General features: G+C 36.2%; 16 protein-coding genes and 2 pseudogenes. All 18 read left to right on the plus strand.

The window, feature by feature from the left end:
* Window positions 1-25: 25 nt before the first annotated feature.
* The 18 genes and pseudogenes from DX009_RS10330 to DX009_RS10410 all read left to right on the plus strand — a co-directional run bounded on the left by DX009_RS10330 (window position 26) and on the right by DX009_RS10410 (window position 21,987).
* The gene (locus DX009_RS10330; RefSeq protein ID WP_115084017.1) at window positions 26-1,609 is read left to right on the plus strand and encodes a DUF438 domain-containing protein; all 1,584 of its coding nucleotides are present in this window, start codon (window positions 26-28) and stop codon (window positions 1,607-1,609) included.
* 110 nt (window positions 1,610-1,719) lie between these two features.
* Window positions 1,720-2,025 (plus strand): hypothetical protein, encoded by a 306-nt coding sequence (locus tag DX009_RS13180; protein WP_147278683.1) that lies wholly within the window; start codon window positions 1,720-1,722, stop codon window positions 2,023-2,025.
* A 177-nt stretch (window positions 2,026-2,202) separates the two neighbouring features.
* Window positions 2,203-2,304 (plus strand): annotated as a pseudogene (locus DX009_RS10335) (DNA-binding protein); the annotation flags it as partial.
* Between the two features lie 130 nt (window positions 2,305-2,434).
* The gene (locus tag DX009_RS10340; RefSeq protein ID WP_115084018.1) at window positions 2,435-2,629 is read left to right on the plus strand and encodes a hypothetical protein; all 195 of its coding nucleotides are present in this window, start codon (window positions 2,435-2,437) and stop codon (window positions 2,627-2,629) included.
* A 5-nt stretch (window positions 2,630-2,634) separates the two neighbouring features.
* Window positions 2,635-4,938, plus strand: a complete 2,304-nt coding sequence (locus DX009_RS10345; RefSeq protein ID WP_115084019.1) for an outer membrane beta-barrel protein — start codon at window positions 2,635-2,637, stop codon at window positions 4,936-4,938.
* 100 nt (window positions 4,939-5,038) lie between these two features.
* Window positions 5,039-5,695 carry a carboxypeptidase-like regulatory domain-containing protein gene (locus tag DX009_RS10350; protein WP_245944632.1) on the plus strand — a complete coding sequence of 219 codons (657 nt, stop codon included), beginning with the start codon at window positions 5,039-5,041 and terminating at the stop codon, window positions 5,693-5,695.
* Window positions 5,696-5,702: 7 nt separating this feature from the next.
* Window positions 5,703-6,473 carry a GLPGLI family protein gene (locus DX009_RS10355; protein WP_115084072.1) on the plus strand — a complete coding sequence of 257 codons (771 nt, stop codon included), beginning with the start codon at window positions 5,703-5,705 and terminating at the stop codon, window positions 6,471-6,473.
* A gap of 7 nt (window positions 6,474-6,480) precedes the next feature.
* The gene (locus tag DX009_RS10360; RefSeq protein ID WP_115084020.1) at window positions 6,481-9,033 is read left to right on the plus strand and encodes a TonB-dependent receptor; all 2,553 of its coding nucleotides are present in this window, start codon (window positions 6,481-6,483) and stop codon (window positions 9,031-9,033) included.
* A 130-nt stretch (window positions 9,034-9,163) separates the two neighbouring features.
* Window positions 9,164-11,200 carry an outer membrane beta-barrel family protein gene (locus tag DX009_RS10365; protein ID WP_245944633.1) on the plus strand — a complete coding sequence of 679 codons (2,037 nt, stop codon included), beginning with the start codon at window positions 9,164-9,166 and terminating at the stop codon, window positions 11,198-11,200.
* The gene (locus DX009_RS10370; protein WP_115084022.1) at window positions 11,200-11,691 is read left to right on the plus strand and encodes a cysteine peptidase family C39 domain-containing protein; all 492 of its coding nucleotides are present in this window, start codon (window positions 11,200-11,202) and stop codon (window positions 11,689-11,691) included. The genes DX009_RS10365 and DX009_RS10370 overlap by 1 nt, the downstream gene beginning before the upstream one ends.
* Before the next feature lie 20 nt (window positions 11,692-11,711).
* A pseudogene (locus DX009_RS10375) lies at window positions 11,712-12,003 on the plus strand (helix-turn-helix domain-containing protein).
* A gap of 437 nt (window positions 12,004-12,440) precedes the next feature.
* Entirely contained in the window at window positions 12,441-14,600 is a 2,160-nt protein-coding gene (locus DX009_RS10380; RefSeq protein ID WP_115084023.1) for an outer membrane beta-barrel family protein, read from the plus strand.
* The gene (locus tag DX009_RS10385) at window positions 14,600-15,112 is read left to right on the plus strand and encodes a cysteine peptidase family C39 domain-containing protein (RefSeq protein ID WP_115084024.1); all 513 of its coding nucleotides are present in this window, start codon (window positions 14,600-14,602) and stop codon (window positions 15,110-15,112) included. The genes DX009_RS10380 and DX009_RS10385 overlap by 1 nt, the downstream gene beginning before the upstream one ends.
* Before the next feature lie 7 nt (window positions 15,113-15,119).
* Window positions 15,120-15,380 (plus strand): helix-turn-helix domain-containing protein, encoded by a 261-nt coding sequence (locus DX009_RS10390; RefSeq protein WP_115084025.1) that lies wholly within the window; start codon window positions 15,120-15,122, stop codon window positions 15,378-15,380.
* Between the two features lie 495 nt (window positions 15,381-15,875).
* On the plus strand, window positions 15,876-16,067 hold the full coding sequence (locus tag DX009_RS10395) for a hypothetical protein (protein WP_147278684.1): 192 nt from the start codon (window positions 15,876-15,878) through the stop codon (window positions 16,065-16,067).
* A 71-nt stretch (window positions 16,068-16,138) separates the two neighbouring features.
* A complete protein-coding gene (locus DX009_RS10400; protein ID WP_181792355.1) occupies window positions 16,139-17,458 on the plus strand; it encodes a radical SAM/SPASM domain-containing protein in 1,320 nt (439 codons plus the stop codon).
* The gene (locus DX009_RS10405; protein WP_115084028.1) at window positions 17,451-19,784 is read left to right on the plus strand and encodes an outer membrane beta-barrel family protein; all 2,334 of its coding nucleotides are present in this window, start codon (window positions 17,451-17,453) and stop codon (window positions 19,782-19,784) included. Before DX009_RS10400 ends, DX009_RS10405 begins: the two co-directional genes overlap by 8 nt.
* A 7-nt stretch (window positions 19,785-19,791) precedes the next feature.
* Entirely contained in the window at window positions 19,792-21,987 is a 2,196-nt protein-coding gene (locus DX009_RS10410) for a peptidase domain-containing ABC transporter (RefSeq protein WP_115084029.1), read from the plus strand.
* Window positions 21,988-22,002: the final 15 nt, after the last annotated feature.

Genomic DNA, 22,002 nt, shown 5'->3' on the forward strand with positions numbered 1-22,002 from the left:
ACCGTAACAATAAAAATTATTCAGAATGGAGAACAAAATGAAGGCTAATTTGCCTAAAGTAGAACAAGATAAGTTAGATAAAATCTTCGAAATAGAAGACCTTTACGAAACTGGAAAGCTATCGCTTGAAGAGGCTAGAAAACAATTTAGCGAACAGGTGGGAACCATTAGGCCTTACCATATTGCGCTAATTGAACAAACTATGACAGAAGAGGACGACCATGAATGTATTCGTGTGAATATGACAAAGACGCTACAACTGCTTGATGGCTTTATGGATTATTCGCGACCAAATCTGCCCAACAACCACCCCATTATGCATTATTATCGTGAAAACGACGAAATGAGAAAACTGTTGCTGGCTGTAGAAGACCTTGTTCAATATCCTATGATTAAGAATCAATGGTTGGAACTATACGATAAAATAAGTCAATATCCAATACACTACAAACGAAAGCAAAACCAACTATACCCTGTGCTGGAACAAAAAGGGTTTACACGACCAACAACTGTTATGTGGACGTTCGACGATTTAGTGCGCGACATTATTAGAGAATCGGCTGCTTTGCTCGGAGAAGATAAAGAAGAAGAATTTATTGCTAAACAACAAGAACTTATAAGCTATGCTCGCGACTTAATGCATAAGGAGGAAGTTATTCTCTACCCCACATCAATGGCTCTAATAAACGAACACGAATTTGAAGAAATGAAAGAGGGAGACCAAGAAATTGGCTTCGCTTTCTTTAACGTAGAACATAAAAAGGAACCTACAACAACTGCTCCGCAACAAACCGATAACAACGGTTTTGCAAAAGACTTGCAGGCGCTTCTATCTAAATATGGATACGGCATAGCTCCCGAAAGTAAACTTAACGTAACTACTGGAAAGCTTACTTTGGAACAAATAAATCTTATTTATCAACATCTTCCATTCGATATTTCGTATGTAGACGAAAACGAATTAGTGTGCTTCTATTCAGATACAGACCATCGCATCTTCCCCAGAAGCAAGAATGTAATAGGTCGCGAGGTTATGAATTGCCACCCTAAAAAAAGTGCACACATTGTTAGAGAAGTAGTAGATAAACTTAGAAGTGGCGAACAAAATAAGGCTGAGTTCTGGATTAACAAACCTGGCGTATTCTTATACATTACATATATAGCTGTGAGAGACGCACAAGGAAACTTTAGAGGTGTGCTCGAAGTGATGCAAGATTGTACACACATTCGTGAATTGGAGGGCAGTAAAACTTTACTTACATGGGCTAACAAAGACGAAAAAACAGAACAAAAGGAGATGGAAGCTACGTCTGCAAACAACAAAACAGACAACGAAACCGAACAGAACGAAGAAAACGAAGAGATTACAGAAATTACAGAGAACACAAAACTAAAGGATTTGTTAAAGCAACACCCCTTTTTAAAAAAGCGTTTAGCCGAAATTACACCTTCGTTCCGTATGCTTCAAACACCGTTAGGAAAACTCATTACAGCACGTGCCAATATTAAAATGATGAGCGAGAAAAGTGGTCTGGCAATAGAAAAAATAATTAACGGCATCAACGAAATTATAAAAGACGAAACGCAAAAAAATAAAGAAAAAAAATAAAACCCACATTGGTATAAACCGAATGTACAACATTCAAACATTTTATGGGTGGCAAACACAATACAAATGTGTAATGTCCACCCATAAATATTTTACGAATACACACAAATGTGTCCACATTCAACCACGAAATACACAGCGAACATTCCGTGAATTATCCCATCACACACAAAATACACAATGAACATTCCGCTAATTATCTACATCGCCCACGAAATACACAGCGAACATTCCGCAAATTATCTACATCGCCCACGAAATACACAGCGAACACACCGTTAGGCGTAGGGGCCGATTCATCGCGCCCGTATTTACCAAGTATCAATTCTGTGAGTGTTTGTCATCATTTTATGGGTGTTTACATATATGCGGGCACGATAAATCGGACCCTTACAGCTGCTGACGGATTGCGATAATGCGTGCGAACATTCCGCCAATTATCTACGTTCGCCCACGAAATACACAACGAACACACCGTTAAACGCAGAGAACCGATTCATCGTGCCCGTATATTTCTGTTGCCATTTCATATATTGCTCCAAACCAAATCGGAGAAATCAAAAACAGGCAACCCTAAAAATAACAAATAAGGACAGAAGAATTATCCCTACACACTGTTTGCAGGAAAGATACTCTATAAGGCTTCGGATTTAGAAAGGTTGTTGGAGAATAACAATAGGGAGTATCTATATTAATAATATTTAATATGTTAATTTATATGTTTTTTTTGAATATTTTTGCCTATAAAAGAAAAAGAACTTATCTTTGTAAAACCTAATTGTGAATCTATTTGGAAAAAATAAAACAATGTTATTAACTTAATATATGAGAAAAGGGTATATTATAGATGTTGTAGAAAAAATATTATTTCTGAACGACATTCATACTAATAGAAAAGAACTTTTTAAAGTCCTTTTCTCTTCGCCTGTTTTTCCAAGTTTAGCATCCATATTAGAAGAGTGTCTTTTAGCCAATGTAGAGAAACCTATAGAGGCTATTCATAAAATAACAGCTATTTAATTATTATGAAAAGGTACATTTTATTTTTATCTGCAGCGTTAGTATGCTCTGTATACTCAAAGGGTCAAAGTATCAGTGGCAGGGTGATGGAGAACGACAGTACTTCAATCTCTTTTGCCACGGTGTCTCTACTTCAAGCGAACGATTCTACCTATATTTTAGGAGACATGAGCAACGAAGATGGAAGTTTTTCTTTCAATGTCTCTCCTGCGAACAAGCTGGTCAGAATATCCTATATAGGGTATAAGACAATAGTGCTGCCTGCAAAAGAATGTATGACAGTATTGCTGGAACCTTCCGAACAGAGCATGAAGGAAGTAGTTGTAACGGCAACTCGCCCTACTTTCAAGTTAGATAAAGGAATGTTCATCTCCAACATTCAGGGAACAGTATACAGCAAGCTTGGCAAAGCTATAGACGTGTTGCAGCAACTGCCAATGATGGGCAGCAATGGTGTAAGTGTGCTGGGAAGAGGAACCCCACTCGTTTATATCAACAATAAGCTAATGCGTAGTTGGAACGAACTGGAACGTATCCCGAGCAACATGATTAAGGAGATTAAGATTGACATGAATCCTGGTTCCAAATATAGTTCCAACGTGCGCGCAGTGCTTTTCATTACAACCTTAAAGCCTGTTGGCGAGGGATTGGGAGGAACTTTAACAATGAAAGAAAGTGTATCAAGCTGCTGGGAAACAGATGGCTGGCTCGACCTTAATTACCGCACGAAAGGATTGGACGTCTTTCTGAGTTCCTCGTTTGGCACTTTTGCAAATTCGCATTACAAGCGTCAGGATACCTATGACTTTCAGCATGCGGGTAAAAACATTAATGCCAGGTATGTAGGCGATGGATACAACTCTTCGAAGAGTGGCTTTGTAAGCATTGGTTTCAACAACCAGTTCACCAACAATCAATCGCTCGGTGCCACCTATACCTTCAACAGGTTGTTTGCAAGTAATTCCAACCAGAATTTCCATAATTATATGCAAAAGGACAATGTCCTCACGGAATTTGGAACAAGCGCCCATCAGTTTTTACAAAATGGAAACCATAATGTAAGCCTCTACTATGAAAATAAATTCAGCAATAGGCTGACGCTCAATATAGATGGTACCTATGCGCACAATAACAGCAATGGGAAGCAAACAGTTGTAGACGTGCAAAACAGTCACAGCTCTACACTTGTTCCCGTTACAGAAACCAATTCGGATATGGCGGCTCTGAAAACTGTTTTTACATCGTCTGTTGGCAATGCTAAATTGGAGTATGGCTTTGAAACTACTTATACACACTTCCATCAAAAGTATAATGTGGAGAACAACAACTATACAGGTGTACTGACTGCAAACGACAATAGTTCGGAACAAAAGGCAGCCAATGTTTTCGCCAATTACAGCAGGAGCTTTGGAAAACTCTACACCCAGTTAGGGGTAAAGTATGAATATGCCGATTATGATTACTTTGACAATGGAAAATTGCTAAGCTCAAGCAGCCGCACCTATCATCGCATTTTGCCTTCTGTCTATTTTTCTTATCCCATAAACAGACTGTCGTTAATGCTAAGCTACAATATATATGCCCAATGTCCCTCTTACAGTCAATTGGACGAGGGAATGCAATATATCAGCGATTTTCGTTACAATAAAGGAAATTCATTGCTGCGTCCCACTTACGAACACGAAATATCATTTAATGCATCGTATGGAGATTTCCAATTCATCACCAATTATTCCTACCAGAAAGATGCCATCATCACATGGTTCGAGGTAATGCAACAAATTCCAGCCATATTATCTTCAGACGTCAATCATTCTTATTCGTCTCTATACGCCAGCCTTTCGTATGCTCCTACATTATTCAGAATATGGAAACCATCGTGGAACATTTGGGGCAACAGACAATGGCTTACCTACGATGGGTTACGCTATAATCGTCCACAGATTGGTTTGCAATGGAAAAACCTTTTCATACTTCCAAAGAACTGGTTTATTGTGCTAAATACAAATGGAAATCGTAGGGGAAATGTAGATACCTATATGGCACAGCCAACTATCAGAATGGATTTCGCTATACAGAAGAATATGAAAAATTGGTGGATAAAGCTAAGTGCCTTGAACATATTCAATGCTAAGGAGAAAGGATACTCTCGGTACGCAAAGATATATACATCGCACTATGTGGATAATCGCCAACCTACCATTTGTTTGACAGTATCCTATTCATTCAATCCTCCCAAATCGAAATATAAAGGACAGACAGCTGGACAAAGCGAACTAAACCGCTTGTCATCAGGTCCTCGTTATTAAAAGTAAGAATAAGAAATGATATTCCTTATGAAGTATGTCAGTATGACGATCAAGGCATGCAAGCTTTTCTCGAAGAATTTACATTAAATAATACAAGGCTATGAATAGAATAATCTTTCTTTTAGTACTAAGCTTTTCATCACTTCAACTCACTGCGCAAAATATCAAAGGACAAGTGATTGATGAACAGCAACAGCCTTTACTTTGTGCAAATGTATTATTGCTTACTGTAAAAGACTCAACATTGATAAAGGGGACTGTTACTAATGAACAAGGACATTTTGAGCTGGCAGCCCCTGACGTTCCCTATATTATTAAAATATCCTTTATTGGTTATGAACCTTGCTATTTAAACAATAGGCAAGGAAACATTGGAGCTATACAGCTAAAGACTAATTCTACAGACCTTAATGCGGTTGTTGTAAAGGGAAGACGCCCGACTGTTAAGGTAGGCTTGAACAAAATAGAGGTAAATGTGTCAAATTCCTATTTAAAATATATGGGAAAGGCTACTACTGTTCTTGGGAAAATACCGGGTTTGACAAAAGATTTGCAATTGCTTGAAGGAGGAACTCCTACATTTGTCCTTAATGGTAAGCCTGTTAGTGTCAAAGAACTCTCAACAATACCATCTTCTGAAATTAAGAAAATTATAGTTGATTCAAATCCGAATGTAGAATATAGTGCAACATGTAAAGGTGTTGTATATCCAGGCGGTGGAAGTTGTACGACTATAGAAATAGATGATAAAAAATAATACCAATATGAAATCTAAATTCTTTTTAATAGTTTTGCCCTTTATGCTAAATGCAGTAATGTGTTACGCACAGAAAACACATATTATTGAACCTGCTGAGTTAGAAATAACCTACTCGGTAAAAGAACAACCATTTTGGGATATTTATATTTTTCGATGTGGTAAAAAGGCAAGCCAATATTTTTGCCAAGCCAAGTTAAAAAGAAATATAATGTTAGCGAATGATGACCCTGCTTACTTTATTCTATCAAATGAAGAGATGAAAGATTTAAATACACCTGAATATGAAAAAAAATATCCGCTAAGCACAGGCAATAATGACAGAATTTACCGCAATCTTGAGCAAGGGAAAATTAGCACCTATTCAACTGTTTTTGGTACTCATTATTTGATAACCGAAGACATTTCCATTCCCGATTGGACAATCTACGAAGATTCTACTCTCACAGTGTTGGGTATGGAGTGTAAGAAAGCTACTACCAATTTTCGTGGTCGCTATTGGGAGGCTTGGTACACCGAAGAAATTCCTATTGGTCAAGGTCCTTGGAAATTGTGCGGATTGCCTGGTATGATATTAAAGGCGAATTGCCCAAAGTTTATGTTAATAGAAGCAATTAGTATTAAGAATAAAAACCTTGAACCCGTAACCTTTTATAATTATCTGAACTATAAATATGCCCCGATAGACCGCATAGAATATCTAAAGAAAGTGCATAAACCTGGTGTTTATCCAGGCGGTGGAAGTTGTGATACTATTGAAATAGACGATAAAAAATAATACCAATATGAAAAAACTATTTGTATTAATTGTTATAACGTTGTTTTCAGAAATATTGCAGGCACAAGTAACAGTAACGGGAGTGATAACTGACGTAAATGGAAGTCCGTTATCCGCAGCAATCATAAAAAGTATTGATGCTTCAACAAAGAAAACACTTACATTTTGCAATACCAAAAATGATGGTAAATTTAGTATTAAAGCAAAAGTGGGCGACTTGCTGCAAATTTCTGCAATGAGCTATAAGAAAAAGCAAATAGTGGTAATAGCAGATATGCCAGAACAACATATCGTGCTTGAAGATGATGCAAAAGCATTGGACGAGATAACGGTAAAGGCAAAGCCTGTAAGAATAGAAGGAGATACAATAAAGTATCTTCTTGGCGTATATGCAAAACCCGGCGATCGCACATTAGCCGATGTATTGGCTCGTGTGCCAGGATTTGAAGTTAATAAAAACACAGGGCAAATTTCGTATGAGGGGCGAAGCATCAGCAACTTCTATATAGAAGGAATGGATATGTTGGGCGGAAAATATGGTGTTGCTTCAAAGTCGCTGCCTCAAAACGATATAGCAACGGTAGAAGTAATGAAGCATCATACCCCTATTCGTGTATTAGACGACTTTGTTTATTCTGACGAAAGTGCCATTAACGTTCGTATGAAGAAAGGTGCTAAAGCACATTGGATAGCAACATTTAATGGAGGAATAGGCTGTAAGAATAATGGTGTTTTATGGGACTTTGAAAGTTTTGCCATGCGCTTAAAGCAGAATTGGCAAACAATGATAACCTATAAAACTAACAATAGAGGTAAAGATATTATTCACGAAACAAATAAAGTTTTTACGTATGGTGAATTGGACAGTAAGCTATCGCCTTTTATCTCATTGCCTTCTCCTGCAAAAAGCACATTGGGCGAACGTTCCTTATTTAACAGAAGTCATGCATTGAACTTAAATATGTTGCAAAGAATAAATGAAACATCGCAAGTAAGTTTTCAGGTTTCTTATATTAACGACCATCAAGAAGCAAATTCTAAACGCACAGCAGAATACTTTTCGAAACAAGGCAACAAAGTAACTAACAATGAAAAACATTATTTAGAGAAAACTAATGAACTCTTCGCAAAAGTGAAATACGAGAACAATGCAAATAGCCAATATCTAAAAAATGAACTTTCAACAAACTTAAATTGGAACAAACAACTGCTGATAGAGCGTGGTACAAATCCACACGATATGAATGCTAACCTTCCTGTGTTTACACTGAAAGATAATCTTCTGTTAATACGTAAATATGGCAAGCGTTTGTTTTCATTTGAATCGAAAAATATAATGGACGTACGTCCACAGCAAATGGTTATGGATTCACTTAAACAAGATATAAACCAACATTATTACGAAACCAATAATAATGTATCGGGAAGTTTTCGTTTTGGTGATTTCATTCTTACAGGAAAAATAGGAGCCAATGCTTTGTTACACAACTTTTCTTCGCATCTTATAGGTGTTCCAGATAGTATTGGTTTACTTTCTGGAAAAAGTCGATTCAGTATGTTTAAGTTGTATGCAAGTACAAACCTGGAGTATAAGTTATCCGACTTTATTTTTAATTTTTCTTCAGATGTGTCATATAACCAATATAAATATAGTTTAAGCGCAAATTATAGTCGTGCTCTCTTTTCTCCAAACATTCATATCCGCTGGAATGCAACTCCATATTGGACTTTTTCTGTTGATGGACGAATAGGACAAACAGAAGTAAATGTAAATCAGTTTTTCCCAACTCTTGTATTATCCGACTATGAATATATAAACAAAGGATTTGCTGATTATAGAATAGGGAGAGATAAAACAGCAGGTGTTATTGTTCGTTATAATAATGCACTAAAAGGAACATCGTTTTTTGTAACTGTTAACAGAATATTTGGTACAACACCTTATACAACATCGCAAGACTATATAGGTAATTATATTGTACTTTCGCTTGTCCCACAAGAAACAAAAAATAATGCTTGGACAGTTAATTTTATGGGCTCGCAAGGAATTAGCTTCCTAAAAGGAAAATTGAATGTTAGAGCAATGTATAATAGCTCGAAGGCGTATATCGTACAAAATAGCGAAATTATGCCTTTCAACACAAACACATTCAATATAAGAGGAAGTTTGACAGTTGGACTTATTAAGAACGCAGATATTGGCTACAATCTGGATTATAGTTACTATCAGTCTAAAATGCCTGCACTTTCTTCTGTTTCTACAATAAACAATTGGAAACATAATGCTTATTTGCGACTGTTTCTTACGAAGAAGATTACAACCGAAGCAAGAACAGAATACTATCATAATCAAATAGCGAACAATAAGTTTAAAGACATTTTCTTTGCTGATTTAGCTATGCGATACAGCTTTAAGAAGTTCGATATTACGTTAGAACTCAATAACCTACTGAATAAAAAGAGTTATGAATACGGCATAAATGGTACATTTGTCCATAGCTACAATAATTTGAATATTCGTGGAAGAGAATTAATGGTAAGTATCTATTATAAACCTTAAAGTTGATATAAAATTAAGAAGTATAACGTATATTTATTTTTAATTTATGAAAAAGATAATAACATTAATCATTTTTTGTGTACATATTTCCTTTTGTTTCTGTCAAAACGAAATAAAAGATAGTTCCAATGTGGCAATCATTGAATTGGACAATGTTGTGGTAAAAGGAAAGATGCCACGTGTGCAAACCAAAGGAAGCATTTCAAAAATTCAAGTTGCCAATACAGTTTTAGCAAAGATGGGGACCGCTATGAGAATGTTATATCATACACCAGGATTACATTCTGTCAATGATAACGTTGAAGTCAATGGAATGGGTGAACCTATCTATGTTTTAGACGGACGGATCCTATCGAATGCAAACATATTATCTACTTTGCAAGCAGACAATATCAAAAGTATTGAGATAGATAGAGCACCCTCTGCAAAGTATAGTCCAAACGGACAACCTGTTATTTCTATATCTACCATAAAGCATATTAATGACTTTATGTTTCTTAGTGTTAGCAACTATTTGAAACAGACAAGAATGTTTTCTGATGCAGGAATCCTCAATATGATGGGACAATATAAGAAGTTCTCCGCAAGCCTGTCCTATATGGGTGGAAAAGAAGGTAATAAAAATAAGGAGACATATTTTCGCAATGTCTATGGTAATGATATATTTGGTATCAAACAAAAGCGAGAGACTCCGATAACTACCTTAGCACATAAAATAAACTTTTCTGCCGATTACCAGTTGAATACAAAAAGTAGACTGGGACTTTATTATTTCTACCAATTCAGCAAAGAAGATAATAAGGCGTACGGTACAAATTTGACGAGTTGGAAAAAACAAGAGCAATGGAGAAATATTGACAGACGAGGTAGGAATTTAGAGAATATACACAGTGGGACGTTGCAGTACGTTTATGCAAACAATAACTACAGCTTAGACATTTCACAAGAAATAGCCTCTACAAATATAAACCATAATACACAAACATTGGAGAGTGGTGCAGGCATATTGTCGTTAGTTAAAAGCCATGGCAATAGTAGATATACGGTCTATACCACAAACATTGACAACAGTTTCAGGCTTCCATGGAAAATTAATGCGATGGCAGGAATATTGTATAACTATGTAGATTCAAAATCTAAAACAAATTCAGAGATACCTTACCTGAACTCGCAGAACTATATAAACAACATCAATGTTAAAGAGTCGAATCCACAAGCATATTTATCTTTCTCGAGAACTTTTGGCAAATGGACAATAATGCCTGCTGCACGCTACCAATATATACATAGAACCATTGGAAGTGTTTCTGGTACAAACACCAAAGAAAACCTATTTAAACAAAACTTCTCTACGCTCTGTCCTGTAGTTACTATAAAATATCGACCAAACGATAATTGGTTCTTCCAATTGAACTACAGAAAGAATCTTACCCAACCAAACTTTGCTCAGTTAAATTCTGGACTTGTTTACCAAGACTCTCTTTTGTATAGTACAGGAAATACAAGTCTTAAAAACGAAATAATGGACCGTTACACGCTTAGTTCTACATGGAAAGACTTAACATTGTCATTGCGTTATACCTACCGAAAAAATCCTCTTGTTAGTGTACTCAGGCAGATTGATGCAACGAGCAATATTCTGTGTTCTTATTCGATGAATATGAAGAAAGCCAGTGATTTCAGAGTAATATTGAATTACTCTAAAGCTCTTGGCAATCTTGAGCTTTCATGCGAAGGAGAAGTTGTTTTTCCTAATAGCGAATACGTATTTGAAGGAAAAACATATAAAAATGATAGAATTGCTTTCAATGGGCAAGTAAATATAAACTATGCTTTCACTCCAAATATTTATTTGTTTACTGATTATACCTATCAAGGCAGAAATGAATACCTATTGTACAATCAAAAGAGCATTCATAGCTGGAATATGGGCGTAGCAGCTTCGTTATTAAAGAATAGATTAAACATCAATCTTGCGATAAATGATATCTTGGGCAAAGCTAACTACAACAATATTTTGTATCACTTCAATAACGTAGATTGGGGAACGCGAGGTAAAAATGATATGCGTGGGGTAGAACTTACTATATCTTACACTATCTTCAATAAAGAAGTAAATGTTAAAGCTAATAGAAAGAATGAAGATATTATACAGCGCACTATGTAATGAACAATATACGTTATGTGAGACAACATGACTCAATGGAGTGTGGTATTTCTTGTCTATCAATGGTCTGTAAGATTTTTGATCGGGAATACAACACTTCTGAACTTTACAAGATTTGCAAGGCTACTAAAGAAGGTGTCTCATTAAAAGCCATCACAGAAACAGCTCAAACAATCGGGCTTGAATCTGTTTCGGTACGAATCTCTGTAAAAGAGTTAATGACTCATAAGTTATGTTCTATCCTCCATTGGAACCAAAATCATTTTGTGGTACTGTACAAAGTTAAGAAGGGAAAGACATTCTACATTGCTGACCCCGCAAAGGGACTTGTAAAATACAATCTCAAGGAATTTAAGAAGCACTGGGTAAGTACGCAATCGGACGGTGAGGAAAAGGGTATCGCTATGTTCTTAGAACCTACTCCTGCATTTTATGAAAAGAAGACAGATGAACAGCCAACAGAGGAACGCTCATTTAATATGCAAGTGTAGTGCAAATAAATAGGAAGATTATGGAACAGGTAAGAGACTTAAATATGGAGGCTGACGATATGCAGGTGGTGCTGTCCGCTAATCAGCGGAGTAAGCAAGAGAATTAAGGAAGTAGCACAGACACACAAGCCGCTCTTTGGCGGTGAGCACTTCCTCACAGGTAAGGAAGTATGCGAGCGGCTGTATATCAGTCCCCGTACCTTGCAGGACTATCGCGATAGGAAGATTACTCCCTACACGCAATTTGCAGGAAAAATCCTCTACAAAGCTTCGGACTTAGAATGGTTGTTGGAAGAGAAATATAAAGTATAGGCAGGAGAATACTCTCTTTATCTTATTGGAATTGCCTCCACCATATATTTTATACAAAATACATGGTAGAGGCCTTTTGCTTTCATATTTTTGCTATGCATGAAACGTAGAAAACCATGCGAAAATTTGTGAAGAAGTACCAACCGTCCAAGAAATCGTAAGAAAAATTCCATAGATGGGACATACGGACACATACATGTCAAAAAGCACAGCCATGAATATGCCCAAAGGTTAATTAGTGTGCATTTTACGGCAGTTTAATTGTTAAATTCTCGATTCCCATCGAAATTTCGGAGAAAATTCTTGCAATCTAAAGAAAAAAAGACTATTTTCGCAAAAACAACCATTAGATATTCTTATGTATGTTATAGAGATATTGTAAGAAAATATGGTCCAAAACATTGGGATTATCCTGATGTAAATTGCCCAAAGTCCCTATGAAAAAGTATTTATACATCCTTTCTTTTTGTTTTTTGCAATGTGTACTAACGGGCTTTGCACAGAACAAACATACCTCAATATCAGATACAATAAATCTTTCTGAAGTAACTGTATTAGCAGAAAGACCATTTGTTCAACATAAAGCTGACAGAATGATAGTTAGTGTAGAGCATAGTAAATTGTTAAAGGCACGTTCTCTTTCTAATATATTGAATTTGATTCCGGGTGTAAATTATGATGGAGAAGGTGGTATTACCATTATGGGCAATGGTATCAAAATATATGAAAATGGAAAATTGGTAAGGTTAAGCGGGGCGCAGCTCAAAAGATATTTATCATCCTTGCGCGGTAATGATATAAAGAATTTGGAGTTGCTGCCTCAGGCAACAGCCGGGTATGATGCAGAAGGAGGCACGGGCGTTCTTGTTATTAACCGTCAGAAGAAACATGAGTACGGACTATCAGGTTATGTGGGCAGTGAATACGAACGGAAAAGCAAGAACCTGTTTTCGGAATTTGCAGGGGTAACCTATTCGTGGGGGAACGTTGCTCTTTATGCTAATATGGCATTAGGGCAGTCGGCAAGTCATAGTAAGATATCTGAAAGCGACTATGGACAAAACATTATCGTCAATAGTATATCTGAAACTACAAATAAAAGTCTTTATTATATGCCTAAGTTGGGCATCGACTTTTATATATCTCCAAAGCATTATTTAGGCGTAGAATGGTTGGGCAACTATTCAAAGGATTATGCCAATGCCTGTTGGGTTCATTCTACCGTTACCGATAATAGTCCTAATCAAACAAATATTCTAAGTTATGCTCCATACTCTTTAAGACCTAATACCAATAATGTTACTTTAAATTATGAATGGAAAACAGATACACTGGGCAGTAAGCTGAACCTTCTTGCTGATTATGTAGGAGAAAGAGAACATGATTTGTACGAGTATGAGAATAAATACACCTTAGGTATAGGTGGGGATAGTATTATATCTAAATCGCAACCCTCATCCGAACACATCAACATATATAGTGCACAGGTAGATTTTACAAAGTTCTTCAACCGCCATCAGTTTACGATTGGTGTCAAGTATGTCAATGCCGGTATCCATTATGATAATAAGCTATATCTCGGAAACACGACATTAGGAGGAGTGTTATCGGAAGATGTTGACCAACGGGATAATTTCAGTTATGATGAGCAACGATATGCGATATATGGAATGTACAGGTACTCCTCACGACCTTGGGATTTTCAAGTGGGACTACGTGACGAATATACAGAATGGAATACCCAACAAAGAGTTAGAACCCAATTACATAACAACCAAAAAGGCAATAATTTCTTCCCGTCTTTCTTTGTGAGAAAAAACATGGGACAAGGGAATGCCCTGTCGCTTAGTTATACACAATCGATAAACCGTCCGTCGTATCAGATGGTAAATCCATTTGTTTTTCATCTGTCCGAAACATCTTATAAGGAAGGTAATCCTAATCTGAAAGGCGAATTGCTGTACAATGCAGCACTACAATTCGTTTTGAAGTCAAGATATGTTTTCTCGTTATCTGCATTTTTTATTGATAGAAAAATCAATGAGGTATACGAACAGATGAACGAACAACAAACACGCTACACATTAAGAAATGATGGCAATTTAAAGAAATTAGCTTTATACATAGAATTTCCTTTCACATGTGGTATATGGAATAGCAGAAGTAATGTCGAGCTAAGTGAGAACTTTTATCGGAACAGTACCAAGCGTGTTAATGACTTTGGGCTTGTCCTGTCAAGTTTTAATCGTTTCAGGTTGTCCAAGCAACTTACTGCAATGGCTAATTTACGATATATCAGGCATTATAAACAACTTTATCTTATTCAGAAATCAGATTACTTTGGAGTAGATATAGAGGGGGATTATAGTTGTTTGAAAGACAAGCTGAATATCAATTTTGGTGTAAAAGACTTGCTGAATAGCAGAGGAAAGAACCAACAAATATTCAAGAACGGTGACTTTGAGCACCGTACAGATTTTAATTTCATTTCCCGAAAATTCTTTGTCAGTGTAACATTTAGTTTTTCTGCCGGGTCAAAACATGCAATCCAGCATGATAAGATACACTCTAATGAAGAAGAAAAAGAAAGAATGTAATGAGTAACTTCCCTTTTATTAAGCAACATGATGCGATGGAGTGTGGAGTTGCATGCCTTGCGATGGTATGTAATTTTTTTAGAATCGAATATTCAATAGAATATCTTTCTAGAATTTGCTTTGCAACCACAGAAGGAGTCTCATTACTTGGTATTAATGAAACAGCTTTGCAACTTGGATTACGAACTATCAGCGGAAGAATCAGTATTAATAAACTTTGGGAGGATCATTACCCCTGCATCCTCCATTGGAACCAAAATCATTTTGTTGTATTATACAAAGTCAAGAAAGGAAAGACATTCTACATTGCTGACCCCGCAAAGGGACTTGTTAAATACAATTTCGAGGAATTTAAGAAGCACTGGGTAAGCACACAATCGGACGGTGAGGAAAAGGGCATCGCTATGTTCTTAGAACCTACTCCTGCGTTTTATGAAAAGAAGATGGACGAAGAACCTAAAGAGGAACGCTCGTTTAATATGCTAATATGCAAGTGTAGTGCAAATAAATAGGAAGATTATGGAACAGGTAAGGGACTTAAATATGGAGGCGGACGACATGCAGGTGGTGCTGTCCGCTATCAGTGGAGTAAACAAGAGAATTAAGGAAGTTGCACAGACACACAAGCCGCTCTTTGGCGGTGAGCACTTCCTCACAGGTAAAGAAGTATGCGAGCGGCTGTATATCAGTCCACGCACCTTACAGGACTATCGCGACAGAAAGATTATACCTTACACGCACTTTGCTGGGAAGATACTATATAAGGCGTCTGACTTATAAAAATTTATTGCTGTCCGGTAAAAATAAACTGAAACCTCTGTGTCTCTTTATCCATCGGTATTGCAGCCGTTTTACTCATCTATGGGCTTGGTTTTCAGTTTCAAATTGTAAGCATTATAAAATGCGCTTATTTTGGTAAGAAAAAACCTATAATAACAGATTATTCTAACAAATAATAAATTTGAGTCTATTTTATCTAACATGGGTAGACCCAAAAAGTTTTACCGGACAGCAATAATAAAAATTGTAGGAAAGGAACTATTCCAACGGACACTGATTAACACTGCTCTATATTGATTGAATATAGAAGTCTTTTAATCTATTCTATTGATAGTTATTAGATAAATTCAAAAAAAACACTTGATTATTTTGTAATGTATTACTTTTTTTATATATTTGCAAATGTAGTCAAATGATAATTATGTTAACATATCGATGACTAATCATTCATGAAAGTCATGAATGTATATTTTTTCAATTAATTATTTAATTTTTATGGCAAATTTCGATTTTTTAGAAGGAGCAATCCTTACTGATGAAGAAATGGTCGTTGTACATGGTGGTATTTCTGTTGCAATGACTAGTGGAAATCATTGTGGTTCTGGTTGTGATGGTGGAGGTGGAAACCATTGTGGAAAGGACTGTCGTCCTGCACATCTAGATGGTTCTACTACATTGAAGCCATAAGTTACATTTTCCGTATGGTGCATTATTGTGTCCGAATTGATAATGCACCATTTTACACAAATGTCTTAATCATGAAAAAAAGTAGTTATAATATAATTATACGAAGTGAAAAAGCTTCGTTGATATTCAATTCATTTACAAACTCATATGTAGCTTTATCCAATAGTATTTGTAATGCTTTTGAGTCTTTACAGATTGATGAATTTAAAAATAAATATAAAGTTGCATACCAAAATTTATGTGAACTTGGAGTAATCATTCCTGACACAAGAGATGAATTGGCTATTATCAGATATAAAAATAAAATAGCAACTTTTGGTTCACGTGAGTTAAGAATAGTTGTCTATCCAACTCAAGATTGTAATTTAAAATGTTGGTATTGCTATGAAAATCACATTCCCAATACCCACATGAATGAGGAAACTGCATCTAAAATCATAAAATATATTAATAAAGAAATTGGGAAAAACTCCTTTGATAGTTTCTTTATTACGTTATTTGGCGGTGAACCCTTTACTGACTTTAACTCAATAACCTATCCACTTCTATCAAAAATAAAAACGCTAGTAGAGAATGCTGGAAAATATTTTTCTTGTTTCTTTGTAACTAATGCATCTCTTATAGATGAGGAAATTATTAGTAAACTGAAGTATTTAAATCCACATCTACAGATAACTCTTGATGGCGATAAAGAACATCATGATAAAGTAAGGATTTGGAAAAAAGGGAACAAACCGACATACGACCATATTCTTTGGGTAATACACAAATTGACAGAAGAGATACAAGGAGAAAAGTTTTTTGTTACATTAAGGATAAACTATGATAATACAACATTACATGGTATTCCAGAAATCTTAGACAAAATAAAGGACATAGATAGAAAAAAGATTTTTGTTCATTTTGAAAGAGTTTGGCAAACTGAAAAAGAATCAACAGAAGTGCATAAAAAGCTTTTAAGAGAATTTCTTAAAAAATTTATAGAAGAAGGTTTTTGTGTAAACCAAGGTACTTTCAGAGGCTTTCCTTATTCATGTCCATCAGATACAAAAAACTCTATTGTTATAAACTACGATGGGACAATTCATAAATGTAATGGACGTACACTCTCCAAGAATACTCAATACGGGATATTAAAGGCTGATGGAACTATTGACATAGATGAGGATCTGATAGCTCAAAGGTTAGCTATAGCTACATTTGAAAATAAAGAATGTCTTAATTGTAAAATGCTACCTGTATGTATGGGACCATGTAGTCAAAAGCTATTGGAACATAATGGGAAATGGTCAAAAGATATTTGTTCCTTAAAAAGTATTGATACATCTTTAAGTGATTATTTAATAACAGATTTTTGGGTAAAATCAATGATAGAAAGATACAATGAGTAAATGGATTCTATTTTTCATAGTTTTTATAAATACACAGACTATTTGTGGTCAGAATATTAAATTGTCTGGTAAAATCACAGATACACAAGGGAAAACCATTAGTATGGCTACTCTTGTAGTAAAAGATAGTTTGGAAACTACAATTACGAGGGCATATAGTGACTCTACTGGTAATTTTTCAATTGAGGTTATGCCATATAAAGCCCTATCGTTTAGTGTTTCATGTCTTGGCTACACAGACTATACTCATAAATTTAATGGAGATGATAAAGATATTTCTATTAATGTTATATTGGATTCAGCTGCCACAGATTTAGCTGAGGTTGTAGTAACATCTAAAACGCCTCTTACACATCGGAAGATAGATCGCATAGTATTCGATGCCCAAAAGCTTAATGCTGTAGCATCAAACTTTATGGATATACTGAAACAAACTCCAGGGATAATAGTACAAGATGATGTTATTAGCATGATCAGTAAGGGAAAGATAATATTTCTGCTGAACGGACGTGAACTCAAAATGGACATGAAAGGGTTGGTTGCGTTTCTCAGTTCACAACCTTCTGGCAATTTGCACCAAATCGAAGTGATGACAACACCCCCAGCCAAGTATTCAGCGGAAGGCAATGCTGGTATTATCAATTTTGTAACAAAAAAGATACAGAATAATTATTTCGGAGGTTACTTAACAAATCAATTATCCATCAAAGAGCGTTTGTATGATGGAATTAATTGTAGTATGCAGTATAAAAAAAATCAGCTTGAGGCATACATAAGTGTAGGAAAAGGTTTAGGTACAATGCAGACCGACAGTAAAACGTATATATATTACCCTCTTGAAACATGGAGTACAACTAACAACAAACTTAAATCTAATAATTATTTCCTTCTTACAGCTGGAGTAGATTATGGATTGACTAAAAACTCTGCGTTAGGGGCTATTATTACTTATAACAATATGTATCCTGATGCTGATAAAAAAACAGCTACCTCGATTTCCTCCAGGACTGGTGATAATTCTAAATATTTTGAGACGCTTACAGATTTTGATAGCAAGTATCACCGTACTAGTGCAAATTTACATTATCTTGGCAACAATATTATCAATAAAGATGGTTCTATAAATGTAAATATAGATTATTTGAATTATTCAATCAATGACCATATTAAACTTCAGACCACATACGATGAAAGTTTAGGTTACTTAAATCGTCCTAAGACAGATATCAATGTTTATCAGGGCAAAGTCGATTTAGAATTGCCTATAGGGAATGTTACTCTATCTGGTGGTGCTGCTTATTCACAATCCAAGACAGATAATAGAACAAATTATGATTATATAACTAATGATTATGATTTGAACGACCATTTTGTGTATCGTGAACAGATTTTTGCTACTTATGCCGATATAAGGTATAAGCTGTCTGATAAACTAGAAACCAAAATTGGTTTACGTGGAGAGTATGGGGTATTAGATGGAAACTCTTTAAAGTTAAATTCTCACACTCGAAATAATCAATTTGACTTTTTTCCTACAGTTTTCCTGAATTATAGTTGGAATGATAATAATTCCCTGTCTATGAGTGTTTCGAGTAGAATTAATCGTCCCAGCTACGTAGATATAAATCCATTTACAACCTATATTGATTCCCATACTATTCAAACAGGTAATCCTAAATTATTACCAGAAAAGGCATATTCAGTAGAATTAGGCTATACTTGGAGAGATCTTTCATTGTCAGCTAGTGCAATGTGGAAAAATCGTGTCATTGCTTCTCATACTTTTATTGATAATAGCAAGAAGTTGACAACAATAACAATAGATAATATAATGAAGAAACAGATGTATAGCTTAGATGTTTCTTACTATTTTGATAAGGTCGTATGGTTTGATAGTTCTATAAGTGGTAGTGTCTATACGCTCATCTCCAAACCTATGGATGGGTACAATTTTGAAAACATAAGTCAGACATCTGTTTTCCTATATATAAATAATAATATCTATTTTAATCGGCAAAAGACTTTGATGGCTAACCTATGGGGGCAGTATCAGGCAAAAGAGAGAGATATCGTAGGAGAAAGTCCTTCAAGATATAGAATAGACTTTGGATTAAAATATTTCCTCTTTGGCAAGAAACTATCAGTTGGTATAGAATATCAAAATATGTTGGCATCACACACGAAGTCTATCATAAAATCTAACGACATAACTTATATATATGACTATAAGCCATATCGAGTATTAAAAATATCAATATCTTACCAGTTTGGAAAAAAACTCAATGTGCGTCCTAAAAAATTCGGCATAAATACAAATCGATTATAATATTCGTATGAGTAGCTTTAGGGCATATAAACAAAAGGACTCCATGCAATGTGGTATTGCTTGTATTCAAATGGTATGCTGCTATTTTGGAAGAAAATACTCTACAGAATTCATATCTCAATACTGTCATTCTACGACGGAGGGAGTTTCGCTATTGAGCATTTCTGAAACTGTAAAAGAGATTGGGATAAAAACGATTAGCGGGAGAGTAGAAACAAATCAATTGGTAAGAGTAATATTACCCTGCATCCTCCATTGGAATCAAAATCATTTTGTTGTACTATACAAAGTCAAGAAAGGCAAGACCTTCTACATTGCTGACCCCGCAAAGGGACTTGTTAAATACAATCTCGAGGAATTTAAGAAGCACTGGGTAAGCACACAATCGGACGGTGAGGAAAAGGGTATCGCTATGTTCTTAGAACCAACACCTGCATTTTATGAAAAGAAGATGGACGAAGAACCTAAAGAGGAACGCTCGTTTAAGTTCCTCTTTGGTTACATTAAGCAATATCGTAAGTATTTCGGTCAAATTGTTTTAGGTTTACTGGTGGGCAGTTTGTTGCAGCTCATTCTGCCTTTCCTCACACAATCTATCGTAGATGTGGGCATTAAAAACCAAAATATTGGCTTTATATGGCTGATACTCCTTGGACAACTGATGCTTACCATTAGCCGAACTGCCATCGATTTTATCCGCCGTTGGCTGTTGCTCCACATCTCGTTGCGCATAAACATTTCGTTGGTAAGCGATTTCTTTATTAAGCTTTTAAAGTTGCCTATGTCGTTCTTCGATACCAAACTAATGGGCGACCTTATGCAGCGTATGGGCGACCACAACCGTGTAAACTCGTTTCTGACACAACAAACGCTCAGTATTGTGTTCTCGCTCTTTACCTTTATTGTATTCAGCATTGTATTGTTATCCTATAATTGGCTTGTCTTCGCCATTTTCATGCTCGGCAGTCTGCTTTATGGCGGTTGGCTTGCACTATTTCTAAGGCGCAGAAAGGTACTCGACTACGAACTTTTCGAGCAGCAAGCCATCAACAACAATAAAACCTACGAATTTATTACCTCTATGCAGGAGATAAAACTGCAAGACTGTGAACAGCGCAGACGCTGGGAATGGGAGGACGTGCAGGCTGATTTGTTCAACGTACAGATGAAATCGCTAAAGCTCCAACAAACGCAGGAGGCTGGCAGCATATTCATCAACGAACTGAAGAATATCGTAATCACCGTGGTGGCAGCAACTGCTGTTATTCACGGACAACTAACACTGGGTATGATGCTTGCCGTGCAGTACATTATAGGACAGCTCAACTCGCCCGTGGAACAGCTAATGAGTTTCTTCTATTCTGTGCAAGACGTGAGGATTAGTCTTGAACGTATAAACGAAATACATCGCATGGACGATGAGAACGGAAAACAAGGATTAGAAACTTCAGTAACTGACGAAACTAAGGGTATAGACATGGAAAACATAAACTTTAAATACGACCCACACGCACTGAAAACTATCATAGATGATGTAAGCCTAACAATTCCCAAAGGCAAGGTAACAGCCATTGTCGGAGCATCGGGTAGCGGAAAAACCACGCTCATCAAACTTATGCTGGGCTATTATCCCGTGCTGGGTGGACAAATCAATATTGGTGGAACAGATGTAAACACACTAAATAAAAAGTGGTGGCGCAGACAATGTGGCGTGGTGATGCAGGACGGCGTGATATTCTCTGAATCGATAGCTCGCAATATAGCCGTAGACGATAAGGAGATAGACAAACAACGATTGCAGACGGCTGCAGAGATAGCTTGTATTCACAATTATGTAATGGGACTGCCCCTAAAATACAACACAAAGATTGGGCGCGATGGTGTAGGATTAAGTCAGGGACAAAAACAGCGCATACTGATAGCAAGAGCCGTATATAAGAATCCCGACTACATTTTCCTTGACGAAGCTACCAACTCGCTCGATGCCAACAACGAACGTATGATTGTGGAACATCTGGACGAGTTCTATAAAGGTAAGACCGTGGTTATAGTGGCTCACCGACTAAGCACGGTGAAGAATGCCAACCAGATTGTGGTATTGGATAAAGGCAAAGTAGTGGAAACAGGCAACCACGAAACACTCACGGCAAAGCGTGGTGCATACTATAACCTCGTGAAAAATCAGTTAGAATTAGGCAACTAATAATAGAGAAACACT

This window comes from Prevotella pallens (genome assembly GCF_900454935.1).
Classification (GTDB): Bacteria; Bacteroidota; Bacteroidia; order Bacteroidales; family Bacteroidaceae; genus Prevotella; species Prevotella pallens.

Excerpts from the sequence above, each read along its gene's own strand:
- DX009_RS10330 (WP_115084017.1), top strand. The coding sequence starts at position 26 with ATGGAGAACAAAATGAAGGCTAATTTGCCTAAAGTAGAACAAGATAAG.
- DX009_RS10340 (WP_115084018.1), top strand. The coding sequence starts at position 2,435 with ATGAGAAAAGGGTATATTATAGATGTTGTAGAAAAAATATTATTTCTG.
- DX009_RS10345 (WP_115084019.1), top strand. The coding sequence starts at position 2,635 with ATGAAAAGGTACATTTTATTTTTATCTGCAGCGTTAGTATGCTCTGTA.
- DX009_RS10350 (WP_245944632.1), top strand. The coding sequence starts at position 5,039 with ATGAATAGAATAATCTTTCTTTTAGTACTAAGCTTTTCATCACTTCAA.
- DX009_RS10355 (WP_115084072.1), top strand. The coding sequence starts at position 5,703 with ATGAAATCTAAATTCTTTTTAATAGTTTTGCCCTTTATGCTAAATGCA.
- DX009_RS10360 (WP_115084020.1), top strand. The coding sequence starts at position 6,481 with ATGAAAAAACTATTTGTATTAATTGTTATAACGTTGTTTTCAGAAATA.
- DX009_RS10370 (WP_115084022.1), top strand. The coding sequence starts at position 11,200 with ATGAACAATATACGTTATGTGAGACAACATGACTCAATGGAGTGTGGT.
- DX009_RS10380 (WP_115084023.1), top strand. The coding sequence starts at position 12,441 with ATGAAAAAGTATTTATACATCCTTTCTTTTTGTTTTTTGCAATGTGTA.
- DX009_RS10385 (WP_115084024.1), top strand. The coding sequence starts at position 14,600 with ATGAGTAACTTCCCTTTTATTAAGCAACATGATGCGATGGAGTGTGGA.
- DX009_RS10390 (WP_115084025.1), top strand. The coding sequence starts at position 15,120 with ATGGAACAGGTAAGGGACTTAAATATGGAGGCGGACGACATGCAGGTG.
- DX009_RS10395 (WP_147278684.1), top strand. The coding sequence starts at position 15,876 with ATGGCAAATTTCGATTTTTTAGAAGGAGCAATCCTTACTGATGAAGAA.
- DX009_RS10400 (WP_181792355.1), top strand. The coding sequence starts at position 16,139 with ATGAAAAAAAGTAGTTATAATATAATTATACGAAGTGAAAAAGCTTCG.
- DX009_RS10405 (WP_115084028.1), top strand. The coding sequence starts at position 17,451 with ATGAGTAAATGGATTCTATTTTTCATAGTTTTTATAAATACACAGACT.
- DX009_RS10410 (WP_115084029.1), top strand. The coding sequence starts at position 19,792 with ATGAGTAGCTTTAGGGCATATAAACAAAAGGACTCCATGCAATGTGGT.